The following is a 20,034-nucleotide window of genomic DNA, read 5'->3' as shown; positions in this document are numbered from 1 at the left end:
ATTTTCGGTTCGGGCCCTTGACCACGCAGCCACTTCAAAGCAGCCCCTGTTGAAGCTTGTGGCGGGCCTTGCAACGCGACGGGGTCGTGTCGTCCGAGCTCAATCTGCCTGTAGTGGAACTGAAAAGTGTTGCATGACCGGTTGGATCCGTTCCTTTTTCCTCGTCCGAACCCATCCGGGCACCACTAGGCCGATTTTCTATGGCAAGGGCCCACCTCAGCGTCCGCTCCCCACTAATGCGACGACACGTACTCCTCTCCCCCCTGCGCCGGCGGCAGCGAGAATCCCGCGCGCAGGCGCCGGGCCTCGACCAGTGGCGAACGGCCGAACAGACGCTTGAATTCGCGGTTGAACTGCGAAGCGCTGGCGTAACCGACCGCATGGCAGGCGGCCTGGGCGCTCATGCCCTGGCGCACCATCAGCAGACGCGCCTGATGCAGGCGTATGCACTTCAGGTACTGCATCGGCGAGGTCTGGGTGATCGCCTTGAAGTGGCTGTGGAACGACGGCACGCTCATCCCCGCCTCGCCCGCCAGTTGCGCCAGCTCGAGCGGCTCGGCGTATTGCGCGTGGATGCGGCGCAGCGCCCGGGCAATGTTGCCGAAGCGCCCGCGCATGGCCAGTGCCGCGCGCATGGCGCCGCCCTGAGGGCCGGTGAGCACGCGGAAGTACAGCTCGCGCAGTAGTGCAGGCGCGAGGATCGCTGTCTCCAGCGGATCGCCCAGCGCCTCCAGGAAGCGCAACACCGATGCCCGCAGCGGCGCGTCCATAGAGCTGGACATCAGACTGCGCGGCGCTTCGACCTGCGCAAGCGCGCGCTGACGGTCGATCTCCACCGCCAGCCCGGCCGCCAGCGGGAAATCCAGGTGCAGGTAGATCGCCAGCAGCGGTCGCTCTGGCGTGGCATCGGTCTCCATGGTGAACGGCACCGGCACCGCCACGGCCAGGTAGTGCTGCTCGTCGTACAGGTAGATCTGCTCGCCGAAATAGCCGCGCTTTCGCCCCTGGCAAACGATGACGATCCCCGGATCGTAGAGCACCGGAGTCCGCGCCAGCGGACGATCCGAACGCAGCAGACGGACGCTGTCGAGCCCGGTGAGGTTGTAGCCCTCCCGGGGCGCCAGGTTTTCGAGCAACGCGACCATGCGCTGTCGGTCGACGGAGCGGATGGCTTCTGAATCAGGCAGTGATGCGCTCATAGAATCAGGCAATGAAACGAGAAATTCCGGTCTCTGAGATAGGGAAATTTCTGCGTATTGTGCACTCATTCCCCCGTAACGGAGTCACACCATGTCGTTTCGCAAGACCCTGTTGATCACCGGCGCCAGCAGCGGCTTCGGCCAGGCCCTGGCCCGCGAGGCCCTGAATTCCGGTCACCGCGTGGTGGGCACGGTGCGCAGCGAGGAGGCCAGGAGCGCACTGGAAGCCGTGGCGCCGGGCCAAGCCTTCGGCCGGCTGCTGGACGTCACCGACCTTGCCGCCATCGAGCCGACGGTCGCAGCCATCGAGCGCGACATCGGTCCGCTGGACGTGCTGGTGAACAGTGCCGGCTATGGTCATGAAGGCATCCTCGAGGAGTCGCCGCTGGCCGAGATGCGCCGGCAGTTCGAGGTCAACCTGTTCGGCGCGGTCGCGATGATCCAGGCCGTGCTGCCCTACATGCGTCGGCGCCGCCGCGGTCATATCCTCAACATCACTTCCATGGGCGGCTACATCACCATGCCCGGCATCGCCTACTACTGCGGCAGCAAGTTCGCCCTGGAAGGGGTTTCCGAAGCCTTGGGCAAGGAGGTGGCCGGCCTCGGCATCGCCGTCACCGCCGTGGCCCCCGGCTCCTTCCGCACCGACTGGGCGGGCCGCTCGATGGTCCGCAGCCCCCGCACCATCGCCGACTACGACGCGCTCTTCGACCCGGTCCGCCAGGCGCGCCAGGAAAAGAGCGGCAAGCAACCGGGCGACCCGCGCAAGGCCGCGCGCGCCATGCTCCAGGCCATCGACGCGGAAAACCCGCCGGCGCACCTGCTGCTGGGCAGCGATGCACTGGGGCTGGTGCGGCAGAAGCTGAAGGCGCTGGAGGAGGAAATCGCGGCGTGGGAAGAGGTCACGCGGTCGACGGATGGATGAGATTTGGAAAGTCGTAGACGGATAATTCCACGGCATTATCCGCTGATACCGCACCGAACCGGCGGATAACCGCACTGCGGTTATCCGCCCTACGCCATGGCCAGGTTGCTGGCCCGCTCCGACAACGGACAGCCCTTTTCCTGCAAGTACCGAATCGCCTGCCGTGCCGTGGCGGGGTTCATCGTATTGCCGATGAAGGTCGTCAGCGAGTCGGTGAACTCCAGTACGATGTTCTCGGTGTAGTGCCATTTCCGGTAGTCCACCCGGGAAATGCTGGAATACGGCTTCGAGCGCGTGCGGATGACGCGGAACTCGACACGGTCCGCATGCAGGACCAGCCGCGGGGACAGGTCGCTGTGGGCCCAGCACAGCCAGGGAATGCCTTTCCAGCCGGCGAACGCGGCGACCAGGCGCACGTTCAGGCCGCTGTCCGTCGCAGGATCCTTCGTCACGCGCCCTCGCCTCCCAGATAACAGCCGCGCTGCTTGTCCACTGTCACCGTATGCCCGAAGCCCAGGACGAACCTGTCGTGGAACGGAAGCCCGGCGAGCCAGGAGGTCGCGCCGGTCCGCAGCCTCTCGTCGCGCCCGCCCCTCACTCTCCCACCCGCCCCTCGACCCTCCGCAAGCGCGCCATGCTGTACACATCCACGAAGCGCCCGTCCCGCACCGCGTAGTCGCGCATCTCCCCTTCGGTCTCGAAGCCGAACTTGCGATACAGCGCCAGCGCCGGGGCGTTGTCGGTGTAGACGGTGAGTTCGACGCGGCGCAGGTTCATCCAGTTGTCGGCGATGTCCAGCAGTTCGCCGAGCAGGCGGCTGCCGACGCCCTTGCCCTGCCAGGCGACGGCGACGCCCATGCCGATGCTGCCGCTGTGGCTGCGGCGGATGCGCGGGTGCTGTTCGAGGCTGGCGCTGCCGATGACGTCGCCCTGGTGCAGGGCGACGAGGATCAGCAGGCGGTCGTCGTCCGCGCTGTCGTGCAGGCGCTTGCGGCGCTGCTCCACCGACTGGTAGGGCATCTGCAGGACCTGGCGGGCCACGGCGGGGTCGTTGTACAGGGCGGTGAGGCCTTCCACGTGGCGTTCGCTGTAGCGTTCGAGGCGGATCGTCGGCGATTCGGCGGTCATTGCGGTCATCCCTGGGCTGTCTGGCCACCCAGCATAAGCGTCTGCGCCGGGCTCGACCAGCCGGTCGGAGATCGCGCTTTCCCTGCCGCGCGGCTCTGGCTAAGCTCGACCTTCAAACAACGAAAGGACGCCAGCATGGTCCAGAGCGCCCCAGCCAGCGAAATCGCCGCCCTCATCCTGCGCGGTTTCGACGATTACCGAGAGCAGTTCCGCGAGATCACCGACGGCGCCCGTGCCCGCTTCGAGCAGGCGCAGTGGCAGGAAGCGCAGCGCGCCTCGGCGCAGCGGATCAACCTCTACGAGGAAAAGGTCGCCGAGACGGTGGCCGGGCTGCGCGCGGGGCTGGCCGACAGCGAGCTGCTGGACGTGGAGCGCTGGCCGATCATCAAGAGCGCCTACATCGCGCAGATCGACCTGCGGCTGGACGACGAGCTGGCCGAGACCTGGTTCAACTCGATCTTCTGCGGGCTGTTCAGCCACGACAACATCAGCGACGGCACGATGTTCGTGCACACCACCCGGCCCTCGCTGCGCGCCCACGCCCGCGCGCCCTACACCCGCACCTACCGGCCGGGCGGCGACCTGCGCCAGGCGCTGGAGAAGATCTTCGACGACTACCGCTTCGACGTGCCCTACGACGACCGCGAGCGCGACCTCGAACGGATCGACGCACTGCTGCACAGCAACCTGCCGGACTGGGTGTGCAAGGACCCGGACCTGGCCATCGAGCTGATCGGCTCGGTGTTCTATCGCAACAAGGGCGCCTACCTGGTGGGCCGCCTGTTCACCCCGGACGAGCAGTGGCCGCTGGTGTTCCCGCTGCTGCACCGCGAGGGCCACGGTATCCAGTTCGACACGGTGATCACCGACGAGGCGGAAGTCTCGATCATCTTCTCCTTCACCCGCTCCTACTTCATGGTCGACGTGCCGGTGCCGGCCGAGCTGGTGGCCTTCCTCAAACGTCTGCTGCCGGGCAAGCACCTGGCCGAGCTGTACACCTCGATCGGCTTCTACAAGCAGGGCAAGAGCGAGTTCTACCGCGCCCTGATCAACCACCTGGCGACCACCGACGACCGCTTCGTCATGGCCCCCGGGGTGCGCGGCATGGTGATGAGCGTGTTCACCCTGCCCGGCTTCAACACGGTGTTCAAGATCATCAAGGACCGCTTCAACCCGTCGAAGAGCGTCGACCACGCCACGGTGATCCAGAAGTACCAGTTGGTGAAGAACCACGACCGGGTCGGACGCCTGGCCGACACCCAGCAGTTCGCCGACTTCCGCTTCCCGGTGAGCAAGTTCGAGCCGGAGTGCCTGGCCGAACTGCTGGAAGTGGCGCCGTCGACGGTGGTGATGGAAGGCGACGTGGTGCTGATCCGCCACTGCTGGACGGAGCGGCGCATGACCCCACTGAACATCTACCTGGAGAACGCCAGCGAGGCGCAGACCCGCGAGGCGCTGAACGACTACGGGCTGGCGATCAAGCAACTGGCGGCGGCGAACATCTTCCCCGGCGACATGCTGCTGAAGAACTTCGGCGTGACCCGCCATGGCCGGGTGGTGTTCTACGACTACGACGAGATCTGCTACCTCACCGAGGTGAACTTCCGCTACATCCCCGAGCCGCGCTTCCCCGAGGACGAGATGTCGTCCGAGCCCTGGTATTCGGTGGGGCCCAACGACGTGTTCCCGGAAGAATTCCCGCGCTTCCTGTTCGTCGACCTCAACCAGCGCCGGCTATTCGCCAAGCTGCACGGCAACCTCTACGACGCCAAATACTGGCAGGGCCTCCAGGAGCAGATCCGCGAGGGCAAGGTGATCGACGTGTTTCCCTATCGGCGGCAGGAGACGCCTGAGCAGTTGCTCGGGTAGGTGCGGAGACAGGAATCGACCCAGCCGCACGCTCCTAGACCAACTGCGCCCCCAGCGCCCGCACCACCCGCTGCAACTCCGCCCGTCCACCGGTGGCGACGCGCAGGCCGGTGATCTCGCGGCGCGGCGGGTAGTGTTTGCGCAGGGCGTCGAAGGCGGCGCGGCGGGTGGCGCTGTCGCCGGTCAGGCTGCGGCGGAAGGCGGCGTCGTCGCTGCGCGGGTCGTATACCGCGCGGCACAGCGTGGCCAGCGCCCAGGCCGGGTCGCAGCCGGGGTTGAGCTGCAGGCCGGCGAGCCAGGTTTCCGGCAGCACGTCTTGCAGGCTCACGCGTTCGGCGATGCCGCGCCAGGCGCAGTAGGCCTGGTAGATCTGTGCGGTGCCGCGCAGCTTGCCTTCCAGGCTGTAGCCGGCGATGTGCGGCGTGGCGATCAGGCAGCGCGCGGCCAGCTCGGGGTCGGCCTGCGGTTCGCCTTCCCAGACGTCCAGCGCCACTTCCAGGTCGGCGCCGCCTTCGAGCAGGCGGCGCAGGGCCTGGTTGTCGACCACCGCGCCACGGCTGGCGTTGACCAGCCAGGTGCCGGGACGCAGGGCGGCCAGGCGGGGTTCATCCAGCAGGTGGCGGGTCGGGTGTTCGCCGTCGCGGTTCAGCGGAGTGTGCAGGCTGATCACGTCGGCCTCGGCCAGCAGCCGTTCCAGCGAGACGAATTCGCCGTCCGGCTCGCGTGCCTGGCGCGGCGGATCGCAGACCAGCACTTTCCAGCCCAGCCCGCGCAGCACCTCCACCAGCCGCCCACCGACCTGCCCAGCGCCGACCACCCCATAGGTGCGTTCGGCCAGGTCGGCGCCGCGCACCTCGGCCATCGCCAGCAGGCAGCCGAGCACGTAGTCCACCACCCCGCGGGCGTTGCAGCCGGGCGCGCTGGACCAGGCGATGCCGGCCTCGGCGAAGTAGTCGAGGTCGAGGTGGTCGGTGCCGATGGTGCAGGTGCCGACGAAGCGCACCGGCGAGCCGGCCAGCGCGGCGCGGCTGACCTCGGTGACCGAGCGCACCAGCAGCACGTCGACCTCGGCCAGCGCCGCGCGGTCGATGGCGCGCCCGGGCAAGCGGCGAATGGAGCCCTGGTCGGCGAAGAAGGCGTCGACCACGGGAATGTTTTCATCGGCGAGAATACGCATGCAGACCTCCGCGAACGAGGCTGCACACTCTAGCAGGCCGAGGGCTCGCGGTGTTGCCGAACGGCTCGCGAGGCGGACCTGCCAGCGCCATGCGCAAGCCTCGACGATCGCGTTTTTCCCAACCACGACCGCGAACGATGGCCAGCTACAAGGAACAGAACCGCGAACGCCTCGTCCGTCTCCTCGACCAGGCGGCGGACGCCAGGGAGCCCGTTCATCGAGCCGGTAGCTCGCTCCGCTCCGGCATGGCCGCCAGGCGCTGGCGCATTTCCTCGCTGGCGGCAGGCCCGGCCTGCACGGTGCATTGCTCCAGCGGTACCGTTCGGCCATCGGCGAGAGCCGCCATGAACGAGCGCACCGGCCGCCCGCTTGTTCGCTCGACGAGCTGCACGCTCTGCCCTTCCTCTGCGTAGTGGCGATTGCCCCAGGCGACGAAAGCCATGAGCACGACGCGAAAATCCTCGCCCTTGGCCGTGGGCACGTACTGATAGCGCAGCGGACGCTGGCTGTAGGGCTGGCGTTCGAGCAGGCCCGCCTCCACCAGCGCGTTCAGGCGCCGGGTGAGCATGTTCGGCGCGATATCCAGGCTGCGGGAAAATTCGTCGAAGCGGCGCAGGCCCTGTAGTGCATCGCGCATGATCAGGATGCTCCACCATTCGCCGACCCGTTCCAGGCTGCGGGCGATGGGGCATTCGGCATCGGCGAAGGTCTTGCGTTGCATGGTTCTTCCTTGGCGAGGCTCACAAAGTGCTGGTCCGCATGTTACTTTCATGATGATAGTTACGTCCACTGACTGCTATTCCAACGGAACAGAAGGACTCGGACCCTCATGAGCAAACGTATCGTCGTCACCGGCATGGGCGCGGTCAGCCCGCTGGGCTGCGGAGTCGAACCCATATGGCAACGCCTGCTGGCCGGGCAATCGGGCATCGCCACGCTCCCGGCGGAGCTGATCGGCGACCTGCCCATCAGCATCGGCGGCCAGGTCCCCGACCGTGCCCGGGACCCGCAGGCCGGCTTCGATCCCGACCTGCTGCTGGCCGCCAAGGAACAACGCAAGATGGACCGCTTCATCCTCTTCGCCCTGGCCGCCGCGCAAGAGGCCCTGGCGCAGGCCGGCTGGGCGCCGCAGAGCGCCGAGGCGCAGGAGCGCACGGCGACCGTCATCGCCTCCGGGGTGGGCGGCTTCCATGCCATCGCCGAAGCGGTGCGGACCACCGACGGCAAGGGGCCGCGACGCCTGTCGCCCTTCACCATCCCGTCCTTTCTCTGCAACATGGCGGCCGCCCATGTGTCGATCCACCATGGCTTCAAGGGACCGCTGGGCGCCCCGGTGACCGCCTGCGCGGCGGGCGTGCAGGCCATCGGCGACGCGGCGCGGATGATCCGCGCGGGAGAGGTCGACGTGGCGCTCTGCGGCGGCGCGGAAGCGACCATCCACCGGGTCAGCCTGGCCGGCTTCGCCGCCGCGCGCGCCCTGTCCAGCGATTTCAACGACAGCCCCGAGCGCGCCTCGCGCCCCTTCGACCAGGCCCGCGACGGCTTCGTCATGGGCGAAGGCGCCGGCCTACTGGTCATCGAGGAACTGGAGCACGCCCTGGCGCGCGGCGCCAGGCCCATCGCCGAGCTGGTGGGCTACGGCACCAGCGCCGACGCCTACCACATGACCGCCGGGCCGGAAGATGGCAGCGGCGCCCGCCGGGCCATGCAGCAGGCGCTGCGCCAGGCCGGCGTGGAAGCGGCCGCGGTGCAGCACCTGAATGCCCACGCCACCTCCACCCAGGTAGGCGACAAGGGCGAACTGGCCGCCATCAAGGCCGTGTTCGGCACCGGCAGCGGGCTCGCCATCAGCGCGACCAAATCCGCCACCGGCCACCTCCTGGGCGCCGCCGGCGGCATCGAGGCGATCTTCACGGTCCTGGCACTGCGCGACCAGCTCGCCCCCGCCACGCTCAACCTGGAAACGCCCGACACCGACGCCGAGGGCCTCGACCTGGTTCGCGGCGAAGCCCGGCGCTGGCCGATGGAACACGCGCTGTCCAATGGCTTCGGCTTCGGCGGGGTGAATGCCAGCCTGTTGTTCCGGCGTTGGGTGTAGGGTGGGCGACCCCTCTGCCAGTCGTTCCTGAGCACGCTGGCGGAGGGGAAGCCACTCATGTCGCATTGCCCCAGAGCGTGTGGGTTTTCCTATGCTGTAACTGCGTCGTGATGGTCTAGGCGCGATCTGGATTCGTGGGGCAATTGCTTGTGGAGTGGGCGTTCAATGACCGCTTTCGGCCAGAAGCAGCCGCTCGATTTGGGCTGAATCTTACCTGTGGCGTTGCGTAGTCTATTACTAATGTCATCAGTCGGGATTTGGCAGGCTGCGGTGTGAAGCACGCGGCAGGCGAGAGCGAAGTCCAAGCAAGGGGGCAGTCGTGGAAAACTTCCATATTCTGGCGACCGTGCTTTCGATGATTCTGGGCTTGTCCATCACCAGGGTTCTGTTGGGCGCCATGACCGTTTTCAGGATTCGCCGCACGGCACGGCCAGACTGGGTCGCACTTGCTTGGGCACTCGTGCTTTTCCTGTTCCAACTGCAGTTCTGGTGGGCCCTAAACGACCTCCCCACCTTAAAGAATGCCTTTTCGTTCATCGAGTTCCTGCTTTTGGTCTGCCTGTCACTATCGCTGTTTAGTGCGGCGGCGTTGATATTGCCAAGTCGCAGCGAAGACGAGGCCGATGGCCTTCAGGTCTACTTTGAACAAGATGGACGCTTTGCCCTATTGGCGATCTGCATTTATCTAGGATTAGGAAGTACGACCAATATCCTGTTCTTCAACGCCTCACCACTCCAGCTATGGGGTGCGTTGGATTTGGTCATGTTCACAGTATCGCTGGCAGCGTTCTTCTCTCGCTCTCGCCGCTTTTACGCCCCACTGAGACTGGTGTATCTACCCTTGGCAATGATAGATATCGCTGTTTCGTTGGGAGCGTAGAAAGTTAGCGCTTTTCAACACTCAGAGGCTACTGCCCGCTTGTGGCCGGTAGCTATCGCTCATTACCGGCTGCTTTCGCCCCCTGGCTGCCGTCAGCCGCTGGCAGAAAAGGCCACAAGGAGTTTTGTGAAGCCAAGCCAAGGACACGTTCAACCCAAAACTAAAAATCCATGTCTACACAAAACCCTACCGCGACTCATAGAGTTATCGCAGAGCAGTGCAGTGCAGTGCAGTGCAGTGCAGTGCAGCGAAGCGAAGCGAAGCGTGGTATGCTCCAGCGCACACTCAGATATCTGCCAAAGTGCAGGCAATAGCGCTTACTCTGATGGGCAATTTCGCATCATTACCTCGAACTCATTGTAATCAAACGCCAGTACGCGAACGGTAGCAACCTCACTACTAAACGAGCGGCTTGCTCATATTGATACCGGTCACACAAAAGCCACTGCCTTCATAAACATGTTTGGCTCGTTCGTTGTCGCCAGCTACTCGTAATTTTATCTGTTGAAATTCTCGAAGTTTAAGCTCCCGCTCCAAAGACTCCAAGGCCTGCTTGGCGAGACCTTTTCCCTGGTGGACGGGAAGAATGTGGAAATCATTTATAAATGCCAGGGACAGATCCTCTTCGTACCACAGATATCCTATGACTTCTTCGGGGCCATCTGCCGGATCGTACAGGCACAGCAAAAATTGTCCAGCCGTATTGATACCGTCAGGTAAATCATCTGCTATCTCCAATTTGGCTTGCACAAGAGATTCACTGTACGAAAGCCTATGACTGGATGAAATCTCAGATGCATAGGCAGGGACAAAATAATCGAGATAACCTGAGAATTCGCTTTCTCGCATAGGTCTTAACGAGATCATTGGACGCTTCCATTTTTTAATGTTTTTTCTTGGCAGAACATAAGTATTCAAAAAGGGAGAATTTCACAGCGCTAGCGCGATAATAATCAGCTACCAAAGGCATGACAGCATCTCACGATAGAGCCCGAAAGGGTTCCGCCAGCACTAACGGAAAGACCAGACTTACACCCGCCCATGAGAGTTTACCGTATCGTCTCTCTTAAGTCTGGTAAACATCTGGGTCGGCTATTCGACCCGAGAGCCTGCCGATCATTGCCGAGGGCAACTCATGGTGCAAACTCTGTTAGGTAGTTCGTCTTCTTTGGTCGAACGACAGCTTCCGAGCCCTAGCCGCTTCTCGTGGAGGACAGCTAACGCTGGCTCGTCACGCTCCCCACGAGAGCACGCTGCACTACACCGCTTGCACTGACATAAAGTCCAAGGGCGATGGCCATCATGATTGAGTAAGCAAGATCAGTTCAGCGGCCTTCGATCATTCCATTTCCTTACTGACTCCCTGCTGGGCAGATCAATCTAAACGAAAGGGTAAGTCCGCTCTTGGCCGATTGCTGCCCCCGACAAGAAGCCCCAAGCCTCTCGAAAGTCCGCATCCCGGTTTCAGACATCCGCCCCCTGCCCTATCCTCCCCCGCCACAACCCCAGGAGGCGCCATGCCGGTTTCGTTCCCCTTCGAGCAAGTCGATGTCTTCTCCGAACAGCCCTTCAAAGGCAACGCCGTTGCCGTGGTGATTGGCGCCGACCACCTGAGCAGCCAGCAGATGCTCGAGTTCGCCGCCTGGACCCAGTTGAGCGAGACGACCTTCCTGCTGCGGCCGACCACTGCCGAAGCAGACTACCGCGTAAGAATCTTCACCCCGCTGCGGGAGTTGCCCTTTGCCGGGCATCCGACGCTGGGGAGCTGCCAGGTCTGGCTGAACCAGGGGGGCGGCAATGCTGCTGACGAGATCGTCCAGGAGTGTCTGGCGGGCCTGATCCGTATCCGCCGCAAGGGCGCCTTGCTGTCGTTCGCGGCGCCTCCCCTGCTTCGTGGCGGAGCGGTCGAAGACGAGGTGTTGCGACGGATCGAGAGCGGGCTGGGCCTTTCCCCGGGGCAGGTACTCGGCAGCCAATGGGTGGACAACGGACCCGGCTGGGTCGCCGTTCGGCTGGCCACGCGTGACGAGGTCCTGGCCATTCGCCCGGACTACGCGAAGCTCGACGGGCTCAACGTGGGCGTGGTCGCGCCCTGGCAAGGTCCCCAGGCGGAGGCGGATGTGGAAGTGCGCGCCTTCATGGGCGAGGAACTCAATGAAGACCCCGTTACCGGTAGCCTCAACGCGAGCCTGGCGCAATGGCTGATCGGCACGGGAGTCATGCCCGGGCGCTACACGGCGAGCCAGGGCACGGCCTTGGGTCGCCGGGGGCGGATAAGCGTCGAGCAGATCGGCGGCGATATCTGGATCGGCGGTGAGGTGCAGCCGGGCATGTCGGGGCAGGTCGTGTTCTGAGCGGGACGGCGTACCCTGTCCTTCCCCATTACCTGGCCGACCTGGATCGGCGTCCGGCATTGGACGGAAATGCCCGCCCATGACAACGGGGCCGCCTTCCCTCTGGAAGCACCCTCCCTGCCCACCGGGCCCGCCCAGGCCCGGTGGCTCCTCCCTCCCCTCACCAGTTGTGCGTATAGCTCGCCGTCAGCACCGTGCCCGGCGCCGGCAGGTGGCTGGTGTTGTTGTTGTTGCGCAGCAACTGGCTGTAGAGCGGGTAGTAGTCGCGGTTGAACAGGTTCTGGATGCCCAGGCTCAACTGGTCGTCGGGGGTGATGCGGTACTGGCTGACCAGGTCGACCGTGGTGTAGGTGCTGACCTGGCGCCGGCCGAAGCTTTCCACGCCGTCGAGACGGTAGTCCTTGGAGTCGAAGAAGGTGGCCTGCAGGCGGTTGTTCCAGTCGGCATCCGGCTTGTATTGCAGGTAGGCGGTCAGCTTCAGCGGCGGCACGCGGTAGCCGGTCATGTCCTGCCAGTCCTTGCCGTCCGGCTTCTCGCGTCCGCGCATCCAGGTGGCGCTGCCGCCCGCGCCCCAGACTTCGTCGTCGCTGAGCCAGTCGGCGCTGGCCTCGACGCCGTAGATGCGCTCCTTGGTGCGGGTGAGGATCAGGCCGTTGTTGAAGCTCTGCACGTCGCCCAGCTTGGAGGTGGTGTAGAACAGCGCCAGGCTGCCCAGGGTGTTGCCGCCGATGGCGCCACGCCAGCCGAGTTCGTAGTTGTTGGTCTTCACCGGTTCGAGGTTCGAGGAGCCGATATCGAAGCCACGGCGGGCGTTGCGCAGCTGGATGCCGACATCGGGCAGCTGGAAGCCCTGGCTGAAGGAGGCATAGATTTCCTGGCCAGCCACCGGCGAATAGACGATGCCGAGGTTCGACAGCACCGCGTCGTAGTCGAGGTCGCCGCCCTTGACGGTCACCGGCGAGGCGGCCTTGGACTCGGAGAGCGGGATGAAGTCGTCGAATTCGGCGGTGGAGTATTCGTAGCGCAGGCCGCCGTCGATCGACCAGTGTTCGTCGAAGCGATGCTGCAACTGGGCGAACGCGCCGGCGCTGCGGGTGCGTAGCGGCGGCATGTAGGTGAGCTTGCCGATCTTGTCGAAGACCAGCCCGCCGCTGGCGTCGTAGGCCGCCGGGTCGAACACGTCGAGCGGCATGTCGCTGCGTTCCTGGTTGTAGTCGCCGCCCCAGACCAGTTCGGTATTGCCGCTTTCGCCCAGCGGCGTGCGCAGGGTCAGGCGGCTGCCGAACACTTCGCTGTTCTGCATGATCTGGTCGACATTGCCGCCGCGGGTGGAGACGGCGCGGGCGTCGAACGGAGTGAAGCGGGTGAAATAGTCGCGGTAGTAGAGCTGCGCGGAGAGCCGGCTGCCGAGGATGTCGAGGTTCTCGTACTCGAGGTTCGCCAGGGTGTTGCGGATTCGGTTCTGCTCGTCCAGCTCCAGGCCTTTGATCGCGTTGGCCGGGACCGAGCCCGGCGGCAGCCTGGCGACCCTCGGGTCGGTGGCGTAGTCGGTGTCCTGGCGGGCGTCGTAGTGGCTGAGGGCGAGCTGCACGCGCTGGTTCTCGTCGATGCGCAGGCCGAGCTTGCCGCCGATGTTGTAGACGTTCGAGTCGAACAGGTCGCCCTGGCTGGGTTCCGGGGCGATGCGGTCGCCATGGGCGTCGTAGGAAGCGCCGACGTGACGGGTGCCGAAGTCGAACGAATAGTCGAGCGCCCCCAGGGAGCCGGCGAAGTATTGCTGGAACTGGCCGCCGAGGCCATCGCTGCCCAGCCGGGTCAGCGGCGAGGTGGCGCTGAGGCGGGTTTCCGCGCGGTTCTCGCCGCCGGCCGGACGGGTGGTGATGGAGATGATCCCGCCGGTGGCGCCGCTGCCGTAGATGGCGCTGCTGCCACGGATCACCTCGATCCGCTCGATCAGCGCCGGGTCGATGTTGGCCAGGTTGCGCGAGGAGTCGCGGTTGGTGTTCAGCGGCACGCCGTCGACCATCACCAGCATGCTGCGCCCGCGCAGGGTCTGGCCGTATTCGGTGATGGTGCGGCTGGAATCGGACATCCCCGGCACCGCCTTGGCCAGCACGGTGGCCAGGCTGTCGGAGCCCTGGCGCAGCTCCTCCAGTTGGGCATGCTCGATGACGGTGGACTGGCGCGTGGCGGAGACCAGGTCGCTGCTGGTGCGCGAGGCGGTGATTTCCATCTGCTCCATGTCCAGCGGTTCGCTGCGGGCTTGCGTAGCGGGCACGGCGGCTTCGCTGGCCGGAACGACGATGAAGGTATGTTCGTCCCTGGCCTGCGCCTTCAGGCCGCTATCCCTGAGCAACTGGCGCAATGCTTCTTCGGGGGTGAAACGCCCCTTCAGCGCGGGCGCCTGGCGGCCGGCGCCGAGATCGCCGGCGAAAAGGATCTGTACCGAGGATTGTTGCGCGAGGGCGTTGATCGCCTGGCCGAGCGGCGCGGCGGGCAGATCCACGTCGAGCTTTTCCTGGCCCTGGGCCGACACCGCCAGGAGCAGGCTGCTGGCGAGCAATGAAGGACGCAGGTGGCGACTGCGGAGGGAAAAATGCACGTCTCGATTTCCTATGCAGGTTGGCTTTTCCTGGATAGCCGCCACGGCGCGCGGGAAACCCTACCTGCGTCCGAGAATTATTTTCGCGTCGATTTGCGTTGGATCTCGACGCTGCCGTCCTCCTGCCGCGACACGGCCACGGGAAGGATGCTCGGCAGCAGGTCGAGCAGCCGGTCGGCGTTGTGCGCGGCGAAGACGCCGGTCAGCCGGAGGGAGGCCAGGCTGGGGTCGTCCAGGAGAATGGGCGCCTTGCGATAATGGCGCAGCAGCGCGACGGCTTCGCCCAGGGGCGTGCGCTCGAAGACCAGGCGGTCGTCTTTCCAGGCCATCGCCGTGGCGGCATCGACCTTGGCCAGCGGCATCAGTTGCCCGCCAATGGCATCGACCTGCTGGCCCGGCAGGAGCACGACTGGCGCTTGCGCCGTAGCCGAGGTGCCGACCTCCACCCGGCCACGCTCCAGGGTCACGCGGACATCGTCGTCCAGGCGGCGCACGTTGAACCGGGTGCCGAGCACGCGGATGTCGGTCGAACCCACGGACACCACGAAGGGCCGATAGCGCGCCGGGGATACCTCGAAAAGCACCTGCCCCGCGCGCAACGCGACCCGGCGGCTGAGCGGGTGCCAACTGACCTCGATCTGGCTGCCACTGTCGAGCAGGAGCTGGCTGCCGTCGGCCAGGGTCACGTCGCGCCGCTCACCGATGGCGGTGGCGAAGCGCTCGCGCTTGTAGGCCGGGTCCAGCCAGGCCAGGGCGCCGATGGCCAGCGCCAGCAATAGCGCGACGCCGGCCGCCTTGCTTGCCTTGCGCGATTTCGGCCGGGAGGGCGGCAGCGGGAACAGGTCCTTCAGCGCGTCGCGATGGCGCTCCAGGGCGTCGTCCAGCGGAACCTGCCCATTCCGTTTCGAGGGCTGGGTCATGGCCGTGCCTCGCCGCGGCCGAGCCGTTCCCGGCAGGCCGCCAGTCCGAGGCGCAGGTGCTTTTCCACGGTCTTGACGGAGATGCCGAGCCGGTCGGCGACTTGCGCCTGGGGAATTTCGTGGATCTTGTGCATGACGAAAACGGCCTGGCAGCGAGGAGGAAGCGTGGCGATGGCGTCGACCAGTGCCTGGAACTCGCGCTCGGCCTCATGGCGACCCATGGGCGTCGCCGCCATGCAGGCGACTTCCGGAAGCTCGGCGACGGCTTCTACCCAGGCGGTTCGACGACGGTCGCTACGATAGCGGCTCACGGCGGTGTCGTGGGAGATTTTCCGCAGCAGGGCCAGGGGCGTGTGCACGTCCTCCTTCTCGTCGCGTTCGAGCAACTGCACGCACACGTCGTGCACCACTTCGCGCGCCATGCCCCGGTCGCCGAAGCGCCGGCGAACATGGTCGACCAGTTCCTCGTAGTGACGAACCAGTGTGGACAACAGCGTCGGCTTGGCGGGATCGAACGGCACGATGCACCCAGGAAAGGAGCCTGGCTCCGAAGAATGGGGGTCGAGTGTAAATGAGAAACAGTCGCAGATGAAAGACCGGTCATCGTCAGGGATTGCCTGGGTTGGCGTGCGTAGCGGGCAGGTGGCTTTCGCCCGACCGCGCAACTGCCGAGCCAGGGCGGAGAGGGATCCCCTTTTCGCCCCGCTACTCAACCCCCCGGCCTTGCCGGGGGGCACCGCCTCCGTCGGTTATCGGTGTCTGCGTGCGTATTCCGCCTCGAACAGCGACAGGGCGTCGCTGAGCAACGACAGCAGGGAACCGGTGATGCGGCAGATGCTTTCACCGGGCTCTTCGGTTTCGTCGAGCAGGTCGAGGACGCTCAGCGTTCCGATCGCCGACTCCAGCCGGCGGCGGGCGGTGTCGAACAGGTCTTCGCTGGCTGCGCTGCTGTCCAGGTAGAGGGTGGCGCAACCGGGGTGCTGGTTGCATTGCGAGGTGCGTCGCAGGGGGATGAAGGTGGAAGGGGACTGTGCGGTTATTGCGGGATTCGACGTATCATCGGCCTTAGCCATGGGTCAGCTCCTTGATTAGCTGGTCTCTGGTTAGCGGGTCGTAGGTGTTCCTGCACCTGCGGCCCGCGTCTTTTCTGCCCCCAAGAAAACAGATGGACTTGGCGACCCCTCCATCTTCCTCCTACTGGTTTTTTATCCAATTCCTGGGCGTCTGAGAGAGGCTGCGGAAAAGTCTGGGGGAGATGTCCGGCGTTTCCAGGGCATGTCATCCGCCGCTGTCACGGGTATCCGGCGGATAACCGCCAGGCGGTTATTCGCCCTACGGGGTCGGGCCTCAAGCGGGCAGCGCGGGGTCGTTTGTCTGCGCGTAGCGCGGTGGGGGGCTGGGCAACCGGCACGACCCTGCTGACCCTTCCTGACCACCCCGTCAACCCGTAAACTACGCGGTTCCCCTGCCCAGACAAGGACTGCCGTGAACAGCCCCGCCCTGCCCCTTTCCCGTGGCTTGCGCATCCGCGCCGAACTCAAGGAACTGCTGACCCTCGCCGCGCCGATCATGATCGCGCAACTGGCGACCACCGCCATGGGCTTCGTCGATGCGGTGATGGCCGGGCGCGCCAGTCCGCACGACCTGGCAGCGGTGGCGCTGGGCAACTCGATCTGGATCCCGATGTTCCTGCTGATGACCGGCACCCTGCTCGCCACCACGGCCAAGGTCGCCCAGCGCCATGGCGCCGGCGACCAGCCCGGCACCGGGCCGCTGGTGCGCCAGGCGCTGTGGCTGGCGCTGCTGATCGGACCGCTGTCGGGGGCGGTGCTGTGGTGGTTGTCGGAGCCGATCCTCGGCTTGATGAAAGTGCGCCCGGAACTGATCGGGCCGAGCCTGCTGTACCTCAAGGGCATCGCCCTGGGCTTCCCGGCGGCGGCGCTGTACCACGTACTGCGCTGCTACACCAACGGCCTGGGACGGACCCGGCCGAGCATGGTGCTGGGGATCGGCGGGCTGCTGCTGAACATCCCGATCAACTACGCGCTGATCTACGGCCACTTCGGCATGCCGAAGATGGGCGGCCCCGGCTGCGGCTGGGCCACCGGCTCGGTGATGTGGTTCATGTTCCTCGGCATGCTGTTCTGGGTGAACAAGGCCTCGATCTACCGCGCCAGCCAACTGTTCTCGCGCTGGGAGTGGCCGGATCGCGCGACCATCGGCCCGCTGGTGGCGGTCGGCCTGCCGATCGGCATCGCGGTGTTCGCCGAGTCGAGCATCTTCTCGGTGATCGCCCTGCTGATCGGCGGGCTCGACGAGAACGTGGTGGCCGGCCACCAGATCGCCCTGAACTTCAGCGCGCTGGTGTTCATGATTCCTTATTCGCTGGGGATGGCGGTGACCGTGCGGGTCGGCCACAACCTCGGCGCCGGCCTACCGCGCGACGCGCGCTTCGCCGCCGGCGTGGGGATGGCCGCGGCGCTGGGCTACGCCTGCGTCTCGGCGAGCCTGATGTTGTTGCTACGCGAGCAGATCGCCGCGATGTATTCGCCGGACCCGGCGGTGATCGCCATCGCCGCCTCGCTGATCGTGTTCTCCGCGCTGTTCCAGTTCTCCGACGCCCTGCAGGTCACCGCCGCCGGGGCCCTGCGCGGCTACCAGGACACCCGGGTGACGATGATCATGACCCTGTTCGCCTACTGGGGCATCGGCCTGCCGGTGGGCTACAGCCTCGGCCTCACCGACTGGTTCCAGGAACCCACCGGACCGCGCGGCCTGTGGCAGGGCCTGGTGGTGGGCCTGACCGGCGCGGCGATCATGCTCTGCATCCGCCTGGCGCGCAGCGCGCGGCGCTTCATCCGCCAGCACGAGCGCCTGCAGCGGGAGGACGCGACGGCCGCCTCAGTCCTTGGCCGGTAGCGCCGGGGCGGCGCCACGCGACTTGACGCTGAGGGTAGTGCCGACCGAGGCGAGGATGATCGCGCCGATGGCCAGCCATTGGGTCGGGCTCAGCCGCTCGCCGAGGAACAGCAGCCCGGAGAGCGCGCCGAAGGCCGGCTCGATGCTCATCAGGGTGCCGAAGGTGCGCGCCGGCAGGCGGGTCAGCGCGACCATTTCCAGGGTGTAGGGCAAGGCCGTGGAGAGCACCGCGACGCCCAGCGCCAACGGGATCAGCGCCGGGTCGAGGAGGTCGGCGCCGGCGTGGGCGACGCCGATCGGCACAACCAGGATCGCCGCCACCAGCACCCCCAGCGCGGCGCCCTGGGCGCCATGGTCGGCGCCGGCGCGCTGGCCGAAGAGGATGTACAGCGCCCAGCACACGCCGGCGCCGAGGGCATAGGCGGCGCCGACCAGGTCGAGCGGCTCGGCGCTGTTGCCCAGCGGCAGCAACAGCCAGATGCCGAACACCGCCAGGCCGATCCAGAGGAAGTCCAGCAGGCGCCGCGAGGAGAGGATCGCCACCAGCAGCGGCCCGGTGAACTCCAGGGCCACCGCGATGCCCAGCGGCACGGTGCGCACCGAGAGATAGAACAGCAGGTTCATGCCGCCCAGGGCGATGCCGTAGACCACCACCGAGCGCAGCGATTGCAGGCTCAGGCGCTTGCGCCAGGGACGCAGGAGCAGCAGCAGGATCAGCGCGGCGAAGAACAGCCTTAGGGCCGTGGTGCCCTGGGCGCCGACCAGGGGGAACATGCTTTTCGCCAGGGAGGCGCCGCTCTGGATCGAGGCCATGGCGATCAATAGCAGGCCGACCGGCAACAGCGTTCCGGCGAGGCCGCGGGAGGTGGAGGTCATGGAAGAGGTCCGGCAGTGGGAAGCAGCCCGATGGACTGCGGGAAACGGGATGTGCACTATAATGCGCAAAACCGCGACAGTGAGCAATATATTGCCCAACCCTACCGAACGCCCCAGCGTCCTCGAACATGTCTCCGGCAACGTCCGCCGCCTGCGCCTGCAAGCCGGCCTCAGCCAGGAAGCGCTGGCCCGCGCGGCCAGTGTCAGCCGGCGGATGCTGGTGGGCATCGAGAGCGGCGACGTCAATGTCAGCCTGTCGACCCTCGACCGTATCGCCGCCGCCCTCGGCGTGCTGTTCCCCGACCTGGTCCAGGCACCGGCCACCGACCGCTCGCGGATCAATGCGGTGGCCTGGGTCGGCCACCACCCCGAGAGCCGCGCCACCCTCCTCGCCAGCGCACCGGCGCGGCGCGAGGTGGAACTCTGGGCCTGGTCGCTGGGACCGGGCGAGCGCTACGTATCGGAACCCGACGCCGCCGGCTGGCGGGAGATGGTTCTGGTCATCGAAGGTCGCCTGCGCCTGGAACTGGCCGACGGCGAACGGCGCATCGAGGCCGGCGACTTCCATGCCTTCGCCAGCGACCAGCCGTACGCCTACGTCAACGACGGCGACGAGGTGGTGCGTTTCACCCGCAACGTGGTGAGCTAGGCTCTAGCCTCGAGCCAGCCTTCCAGAGGAGACCGCGATGAGCGCACGCGTACGACCCTTCCTGATGTTCCAGGGGGTCCAGGCCGAGGCGGCCATGAACTTCTACCTGTCGCTGTTCGACGACGCCGAGATCCTCCAGATCCAGCGCTACGGCGCCGAGGGGCCGGGCCCGGAGGGCTCGGTGCTGAAGGCGCTGTTCCGCCTCGGCGACCAGAGCGTGCATTGCATCGACAGCCATGTGCGGCACGCCTTCGATTTCACCCCGGCGTTCTCCTTCTTCGTCGACTGCGAGAGCAACGCGCAGATCGAGCGCCTGGCCGAGGCCCTGAGCGACGGCGGCAAGGCCCTGATGCCGCTCGGCGACTACGGCTTCAGCCAGCGTTTCGCCTGGCTGGCCGACCGCTTCGGGGTGTCCTGGCAGCTCAATCTGGCCTGAGC

At 66.0% G+C, this 20,034-nt stretch carries 19 protein-coding genes; 8 read left to right on the top strand and 11 right to left on the bottom strand.

Features of this window, described 5'->3' with window-relative positions; genetic code table 11:
- Window positions 1-233 precede the first annotated feature (233 nt).
- Window positions 234-1,199: an AraC family transcriptional regulator gene (locus HMPREF3014_RS06585; RefSeq protein ID WP_073647861.1), complete on the bottom strand. Its 966-nt coding sequence runs from the start codon at window positions 1,197-1,199 to the stop codon at window positions 234-236.
- A 91-nt stretch (window positions 1,200-1,290) separates the two neighbouring features.
- Here HMPREF3014_RS06585 and HMPREF3014_RS06580 point away from each other — a divergent pair, with 91 nt between their 5' ends.
- Window positions 1,291-2,124 carry an oxidoreductase gene (locus HMPREF3014_RS06580; protein ID WP_023087629.1) on the top strand — a complete coding sequence of 278 codons (834 nt, stop codon included), beginning with the start codon at window positions 1,291-1,293 and terminating at the stop codon, window positions 2,122-2,124.
- Between the two features lie 89 nt (window positions 2,125-2,213).
- On the opposite strand, the gene HMPREF3014_RS06575 is transcribed toward HMPREF3014_RS06580, so the two are convergent.
- Complete coding sequence (locus HMPREF3014_RS06575) at window positions 2,214-2,576, bottom strand: hypothetical protein (protein WP_003082890.1); 363 nt, start codon at window positions 2,574-2,576, stop codon at window positions 2,214-2,216.
- 142 nt (window positions 2,577-2,718) lie between these two features.
- Window positions 2,719-3,252 (bottom strand): GNAT family N-acetyltransferase, encoded by a 534-nt coding sequence (locus HMPREF3014_RS06570; RefSeq protein ID WP_003082887.1) that lies wholly within the window; start codon window positions 3,250-3,252, stop codon window positions 2,719-2,721.
- A 135-nt stretch (window positions 3,253-3,387) separates the two neighbouring features.
- Here HMPREF3014_RS06570 and aceK point away from each other — a divergent pair, with 135 nt between their 5' ends.
- Window positions 3,388-5,121 (top strand): bifunctional isocitrate dehydrogenase kinase/phosphatase, encoded by a 1,734-nt coding sequence (gene aceK / locus HMPREF3014_RS06565; protein WP_003082886.1) that lies wholly within the window; start codon window positions 3,388-3,390, stop codon window positions 5,119-5,121.
- Between the two features lie 34 nt (window positions 5,122-5,155).
- Here the strand turns inward: aceK and pdxB are convergent, their stop codons facing one another.
- Window positions 5,156-6,298: a 4-phosphoerythronate dehydrogenase PdxB gene (gene pdxB, locus HMPREF3014_RS06560; RefSeq protein WP_003102011.1), complete on the bottom strand. Its 1,143-nt coding sequence runs from the start codon at window positions 6,296-6,298 to the stop codon at window positions 5,156-5,158.
- A 214-nt stretch (window positions 6,299-6,512) separates the two neighbouring features.
- Window positions 6,513-7,019 carry a winged helix-turn-helix transcriptional regulator gene (locus tag HMPREF3014_RS06555; RefSeq protein ID WP_003086962.1) on the bottom strand — a complete coding sequence of 169 codons (507 nt, stop codon included), beginning with the start codon at window positions 7,017-7,019 and terminating at the stop codon, window positions 6,513-6,515.
- Window positions 7,020-7,127: 108 nt separating this feature from the next.
- Here HMPREF3014_RS06555 and fabF point away from each other — a divergent pair, with 108 nt between their 5' ends.
- Window positions 7,128-8,396 carry a beta-ketoacyl-ACP synthase II gene (fabF, locus tag HMPREF3014_RS06550; RefSeq protein ID WP_023087630.1) on the top strand — a complete coding sequence of 423 codons (1,269 nt, stop codon included), beginning with the start codon at window positions 7,128-7,130 and terminating at the stop codon, window positions 8,394-8,396.
- A 319-nt stretch (window positions 8,397-8,715) separates the two neighbouring features.
- Entirely contained in the window at window positions 8,716-9,276 is a 561-nt protein-coding gene (locus tag HMPREF3014_RS06545; RefSeq protein WP_031633398.1) for a hypothetical protein, read from the top strand.
- Between the two features lie 399 nt (window positions 9,277-9,675).
- Here HMPREF3014_RS06545 and HMPREF3014_RS33165 read toward each other — a convergent pair whose 3' ends face one another.
- Entirely contained in the window at window positions 9,676-10,143 is a 468-nt protein-coding gene (locus HMPREF3014_RS33165) for a GNAT family N-acetyltransferase (RefSeq protein ID WP_071535056.1), read from the bottom strand.
- Between the two features lie 650 nt (window positions 10,144-10,793).
- Here HMPREF3014_RS33165 and HMPREF3014_RS06535 point away from each other — a divergent pair.
- On the top strand, window positions 10,794-11,630 hold the full coding sequence (locus HMPREF3014_RS06535) for a PhzF family phenazine biosynthesis protein (protein ID WP_023087631.1): 837 nt from the start codon (window positions 10,794-10,796) through the stop codon (window positions 11,628-11,630).
- A gap of 160 nt (window positions 11,631-11,790) precedes the next feature.
- Here HMPREF3014_RS06535 and HMPREF3014_RS06530 read toward each other — a convergent pair whose 3' ends face one another.
- The 4 genes from HMPREF3014_RS06530 to HMPREF3014_RS06515 form a co-directional block, all read right to left on the bottom strand.
- Entirely contained in the window at window positions 11,791-14,232 is a 2,442-nt protein-coding gene (locus HMPREF3014_RS06530; RefSeq protein ID WP_003086926.1) for a TonB-dependent receptor, read from the bottom strand.
- Between the two features lie 77 nt (window positions 14,233-14,309).
- On the bottom strand, window positions 14,310-15,152 hold the full coding sequence (locus HMPREF3014_RS06525) for a FecR family protein (RefSeq protein WP_017002032.1): 843 nt from the start codon (window positions 15,150-15,152) through the stop codon (window positions 14,310-14,312).
- Window positions 15,149-15,673, bottom strand: a complete 525-nt coding sequence (locus HMPREF3014_RS06520) for an RNA polymerase sigma factor (protein WP_003109590.1) — start codon at window positions 15,671-15,673, stop codon at window positions 15,149-15,151. Before HMPREF3014_RS06520 ends, HMPREF3014_RS06525 begins: the two co-directional genes overlap by 4 nt.
- Before the next feature lie 228 nt (window positions 15,674-15,901).
- The gene (locus tag HMPREF3014_RS06515) at window positions 15,902-16,225 is read right to left on the bottom strand and encodes a hypothetical protein (RefSeq protein ID WP_003082848.1); all 324 of its coding nucleotides are present in this window, start codon (window positions 16,223-16,225) and stop codon (window positions 15,902-15,904) included.
- Window positions 16,226-16,637: 412 nt separating this feature from the next.
- On the opposite strand from HMPREF3014_RS06515, the gene pmpM reads away from it, so the two are divergent.
- Window positions 16,638-18,071 carry a proton-coupled multidrug efflux MATE transporter PmpM gene (pmpM, locus tag HMPREF3014_RS06510; protein WP_023087632.1) on the top strand — a complete coding sequence of 478 codons (1,434 nt, stop codon included), beginning with the start codon at window positions 16,638-16,640 and terminating at the stop codon, window positions 18,069-18,071.
- Here the strand turns inward: pmpM and rhtA are convergent.
- Entirely contained in the window at window positions 18,054-18,947 is an 894-nt protein-coding gene (rhtA, locus tag HMPREF3014_RS06505; protein WP_003086919.1) for a threonine/homoserine exporter RhtA, read from the bottom strand. The two genes, pmpM and rhtA, sit on opposite strands and share 18 nt — an antisense overlap.
- On the opposite strand from rhtA, the gene HMPREF3014_RS06500 reads away from it, so the two are divergent.
- Both HMPREF3014_RS06500 and HMPREF3014_RS06495 read left to right on the top strand, forming a co-directional pair.
- A complete protein-coding gene (locus HMPREF3014_RS06500) occupies window positions 18,946-19,596 on the top strand; it encodes a helix-turn-helix domain-containing protein (RefSeq protein WP_003082844.1) in 651 nt (216 codons plus the stop codon). The genes rhtA and HMPREF3014_RS06500 overlap by 2 nt on opposite strands.
- 37 nt (window positions 19,597-19,633) lie before the next feature.
- Window positions 19,634-20,032 carry a VOC family protein gene (locus HMPREF3014_RS06495; RefSeq protein WP_003106807.1) on the top strand — a complete coding sequence of 133 codons (399 nt, stop codon included), beginning with the start codon at window positions 19,634-19,636 and terminating at the stop codon, window positions 20,030-20,032.
- Window positions 20,033-20,034 lie beyond the last annotated feature (2 nt).

Origin of the sequence: Pseudomonas sp. HMSC065H01 (assembly GCF_001815235.1) — a bacterium.
Classification (GTDB): Bacteria; Pseudomonadota; Gammaproteobacteria; order Pseudomonadales; family Pseudomonadaceae; genus Pseudomonas; species Pseudomonas aeruginosa.
Note: the sequence above shows the minus strand (reverse complement) of the source record. Positions and strands in the feature narration are given on the sequence as shown.

Coding starts and splice junctions, on each gene's coding strand:
- HMPREF3014_RS06500 (WP_003082844.1), top strand. CDS start 18,946: ATGGAAGAGGTCCGGCAGTGGGAAGCAGCCCGATGGACTGCGGGAAAC.
- HMPREF3014_RS06585 (WP_073647861.1), bottom strand. CDS start 1,199: ATGAGCGCATCACTGCCTGATTCAGAAGCCATCCGCTCCGTCGACCGA.
- HMPREF3014_RS06580 (WP_023087629.1), top strand. CDS start 1,291: ATGTCGTTTCGCAAGACCCTGTTGATCACCGGCGCCAGCAGCGGCTTC.
- HMPREF3014_RS06495 (WP_003106807.1), top strand. CDS start 19,634: ATGAGCGCACGCGTACGACCCTTCCTGATGTTCCAGGGGGTCCAGGCC.
- aceK (WP_003082886.1), top strand. CDS start 3,388: ATGGTCCAGAGCGCCCCAGCCAGCGAAATCGCCGCCCTCATCCTGCGC.
- HMPREF3014_RS06535 (WP_023087631.1), top strand. CDS start 10,794: ATGCCGGTTTCGTTCCCCTTCGAGCAAGTCGATGTCTTCTCCGAACAG.
- HMPREF3014_RS06570 (WP_003082887.1), bottom strand. CDS start 3,252: ATGACCGCCGAATCGCCGACGATCCGCCTCGAACGCTACAGCGAACGC.
- HMPREF3014_RS06555 (WP_003086962.1), bottom strand. CDS start 7,019: ATGCAACGCAAGACCTTCGCCGATGCCGAATGCCCCATCGCCCGCAGC.
- pdxB (WP_003102011.1), bottom strand. CDS start 6,298: ATGCGTATTCTCGCCGATGAAAACATTCCCGTGGTCGACGCCTTCTTC.
- rhtA (WP_003086919.1), bottom strand. CDS start 18,947: ATGACCTCCACCTCCCGCGGCCTCGCCGGAACGCTGTTGCCGGTCGGC.
- HMPREF3014_RS33165 (WP_071535056.1), bottom strand. CDS start 10,143: ATGATCTCGTTAAGACCTATGCGAGAAAGCGAATTCTCAGGTTATCTC.
- fabF (WP_023087630.1), top strand. CDS start 7,128: ATGAGCAAACGTATCGTCGTCACCGGCATGGGCGCGGTCAGCCCGCTG.
- HMPREF3014_RS06525 (WP_017002032.1), bottom strand. CDS start 15,152: ATGACCCAGCCCTCGAAACGGAATGGGCAGGTTCCGCTGGACGACGCC.
- HMPREF3014_RS06515 (WP_003082848.1), bottom strand. CDS start 16,225: ATGGCTAAGGCCGATGATACGTCGAATCCCGCAATAACCGCACAGTCC.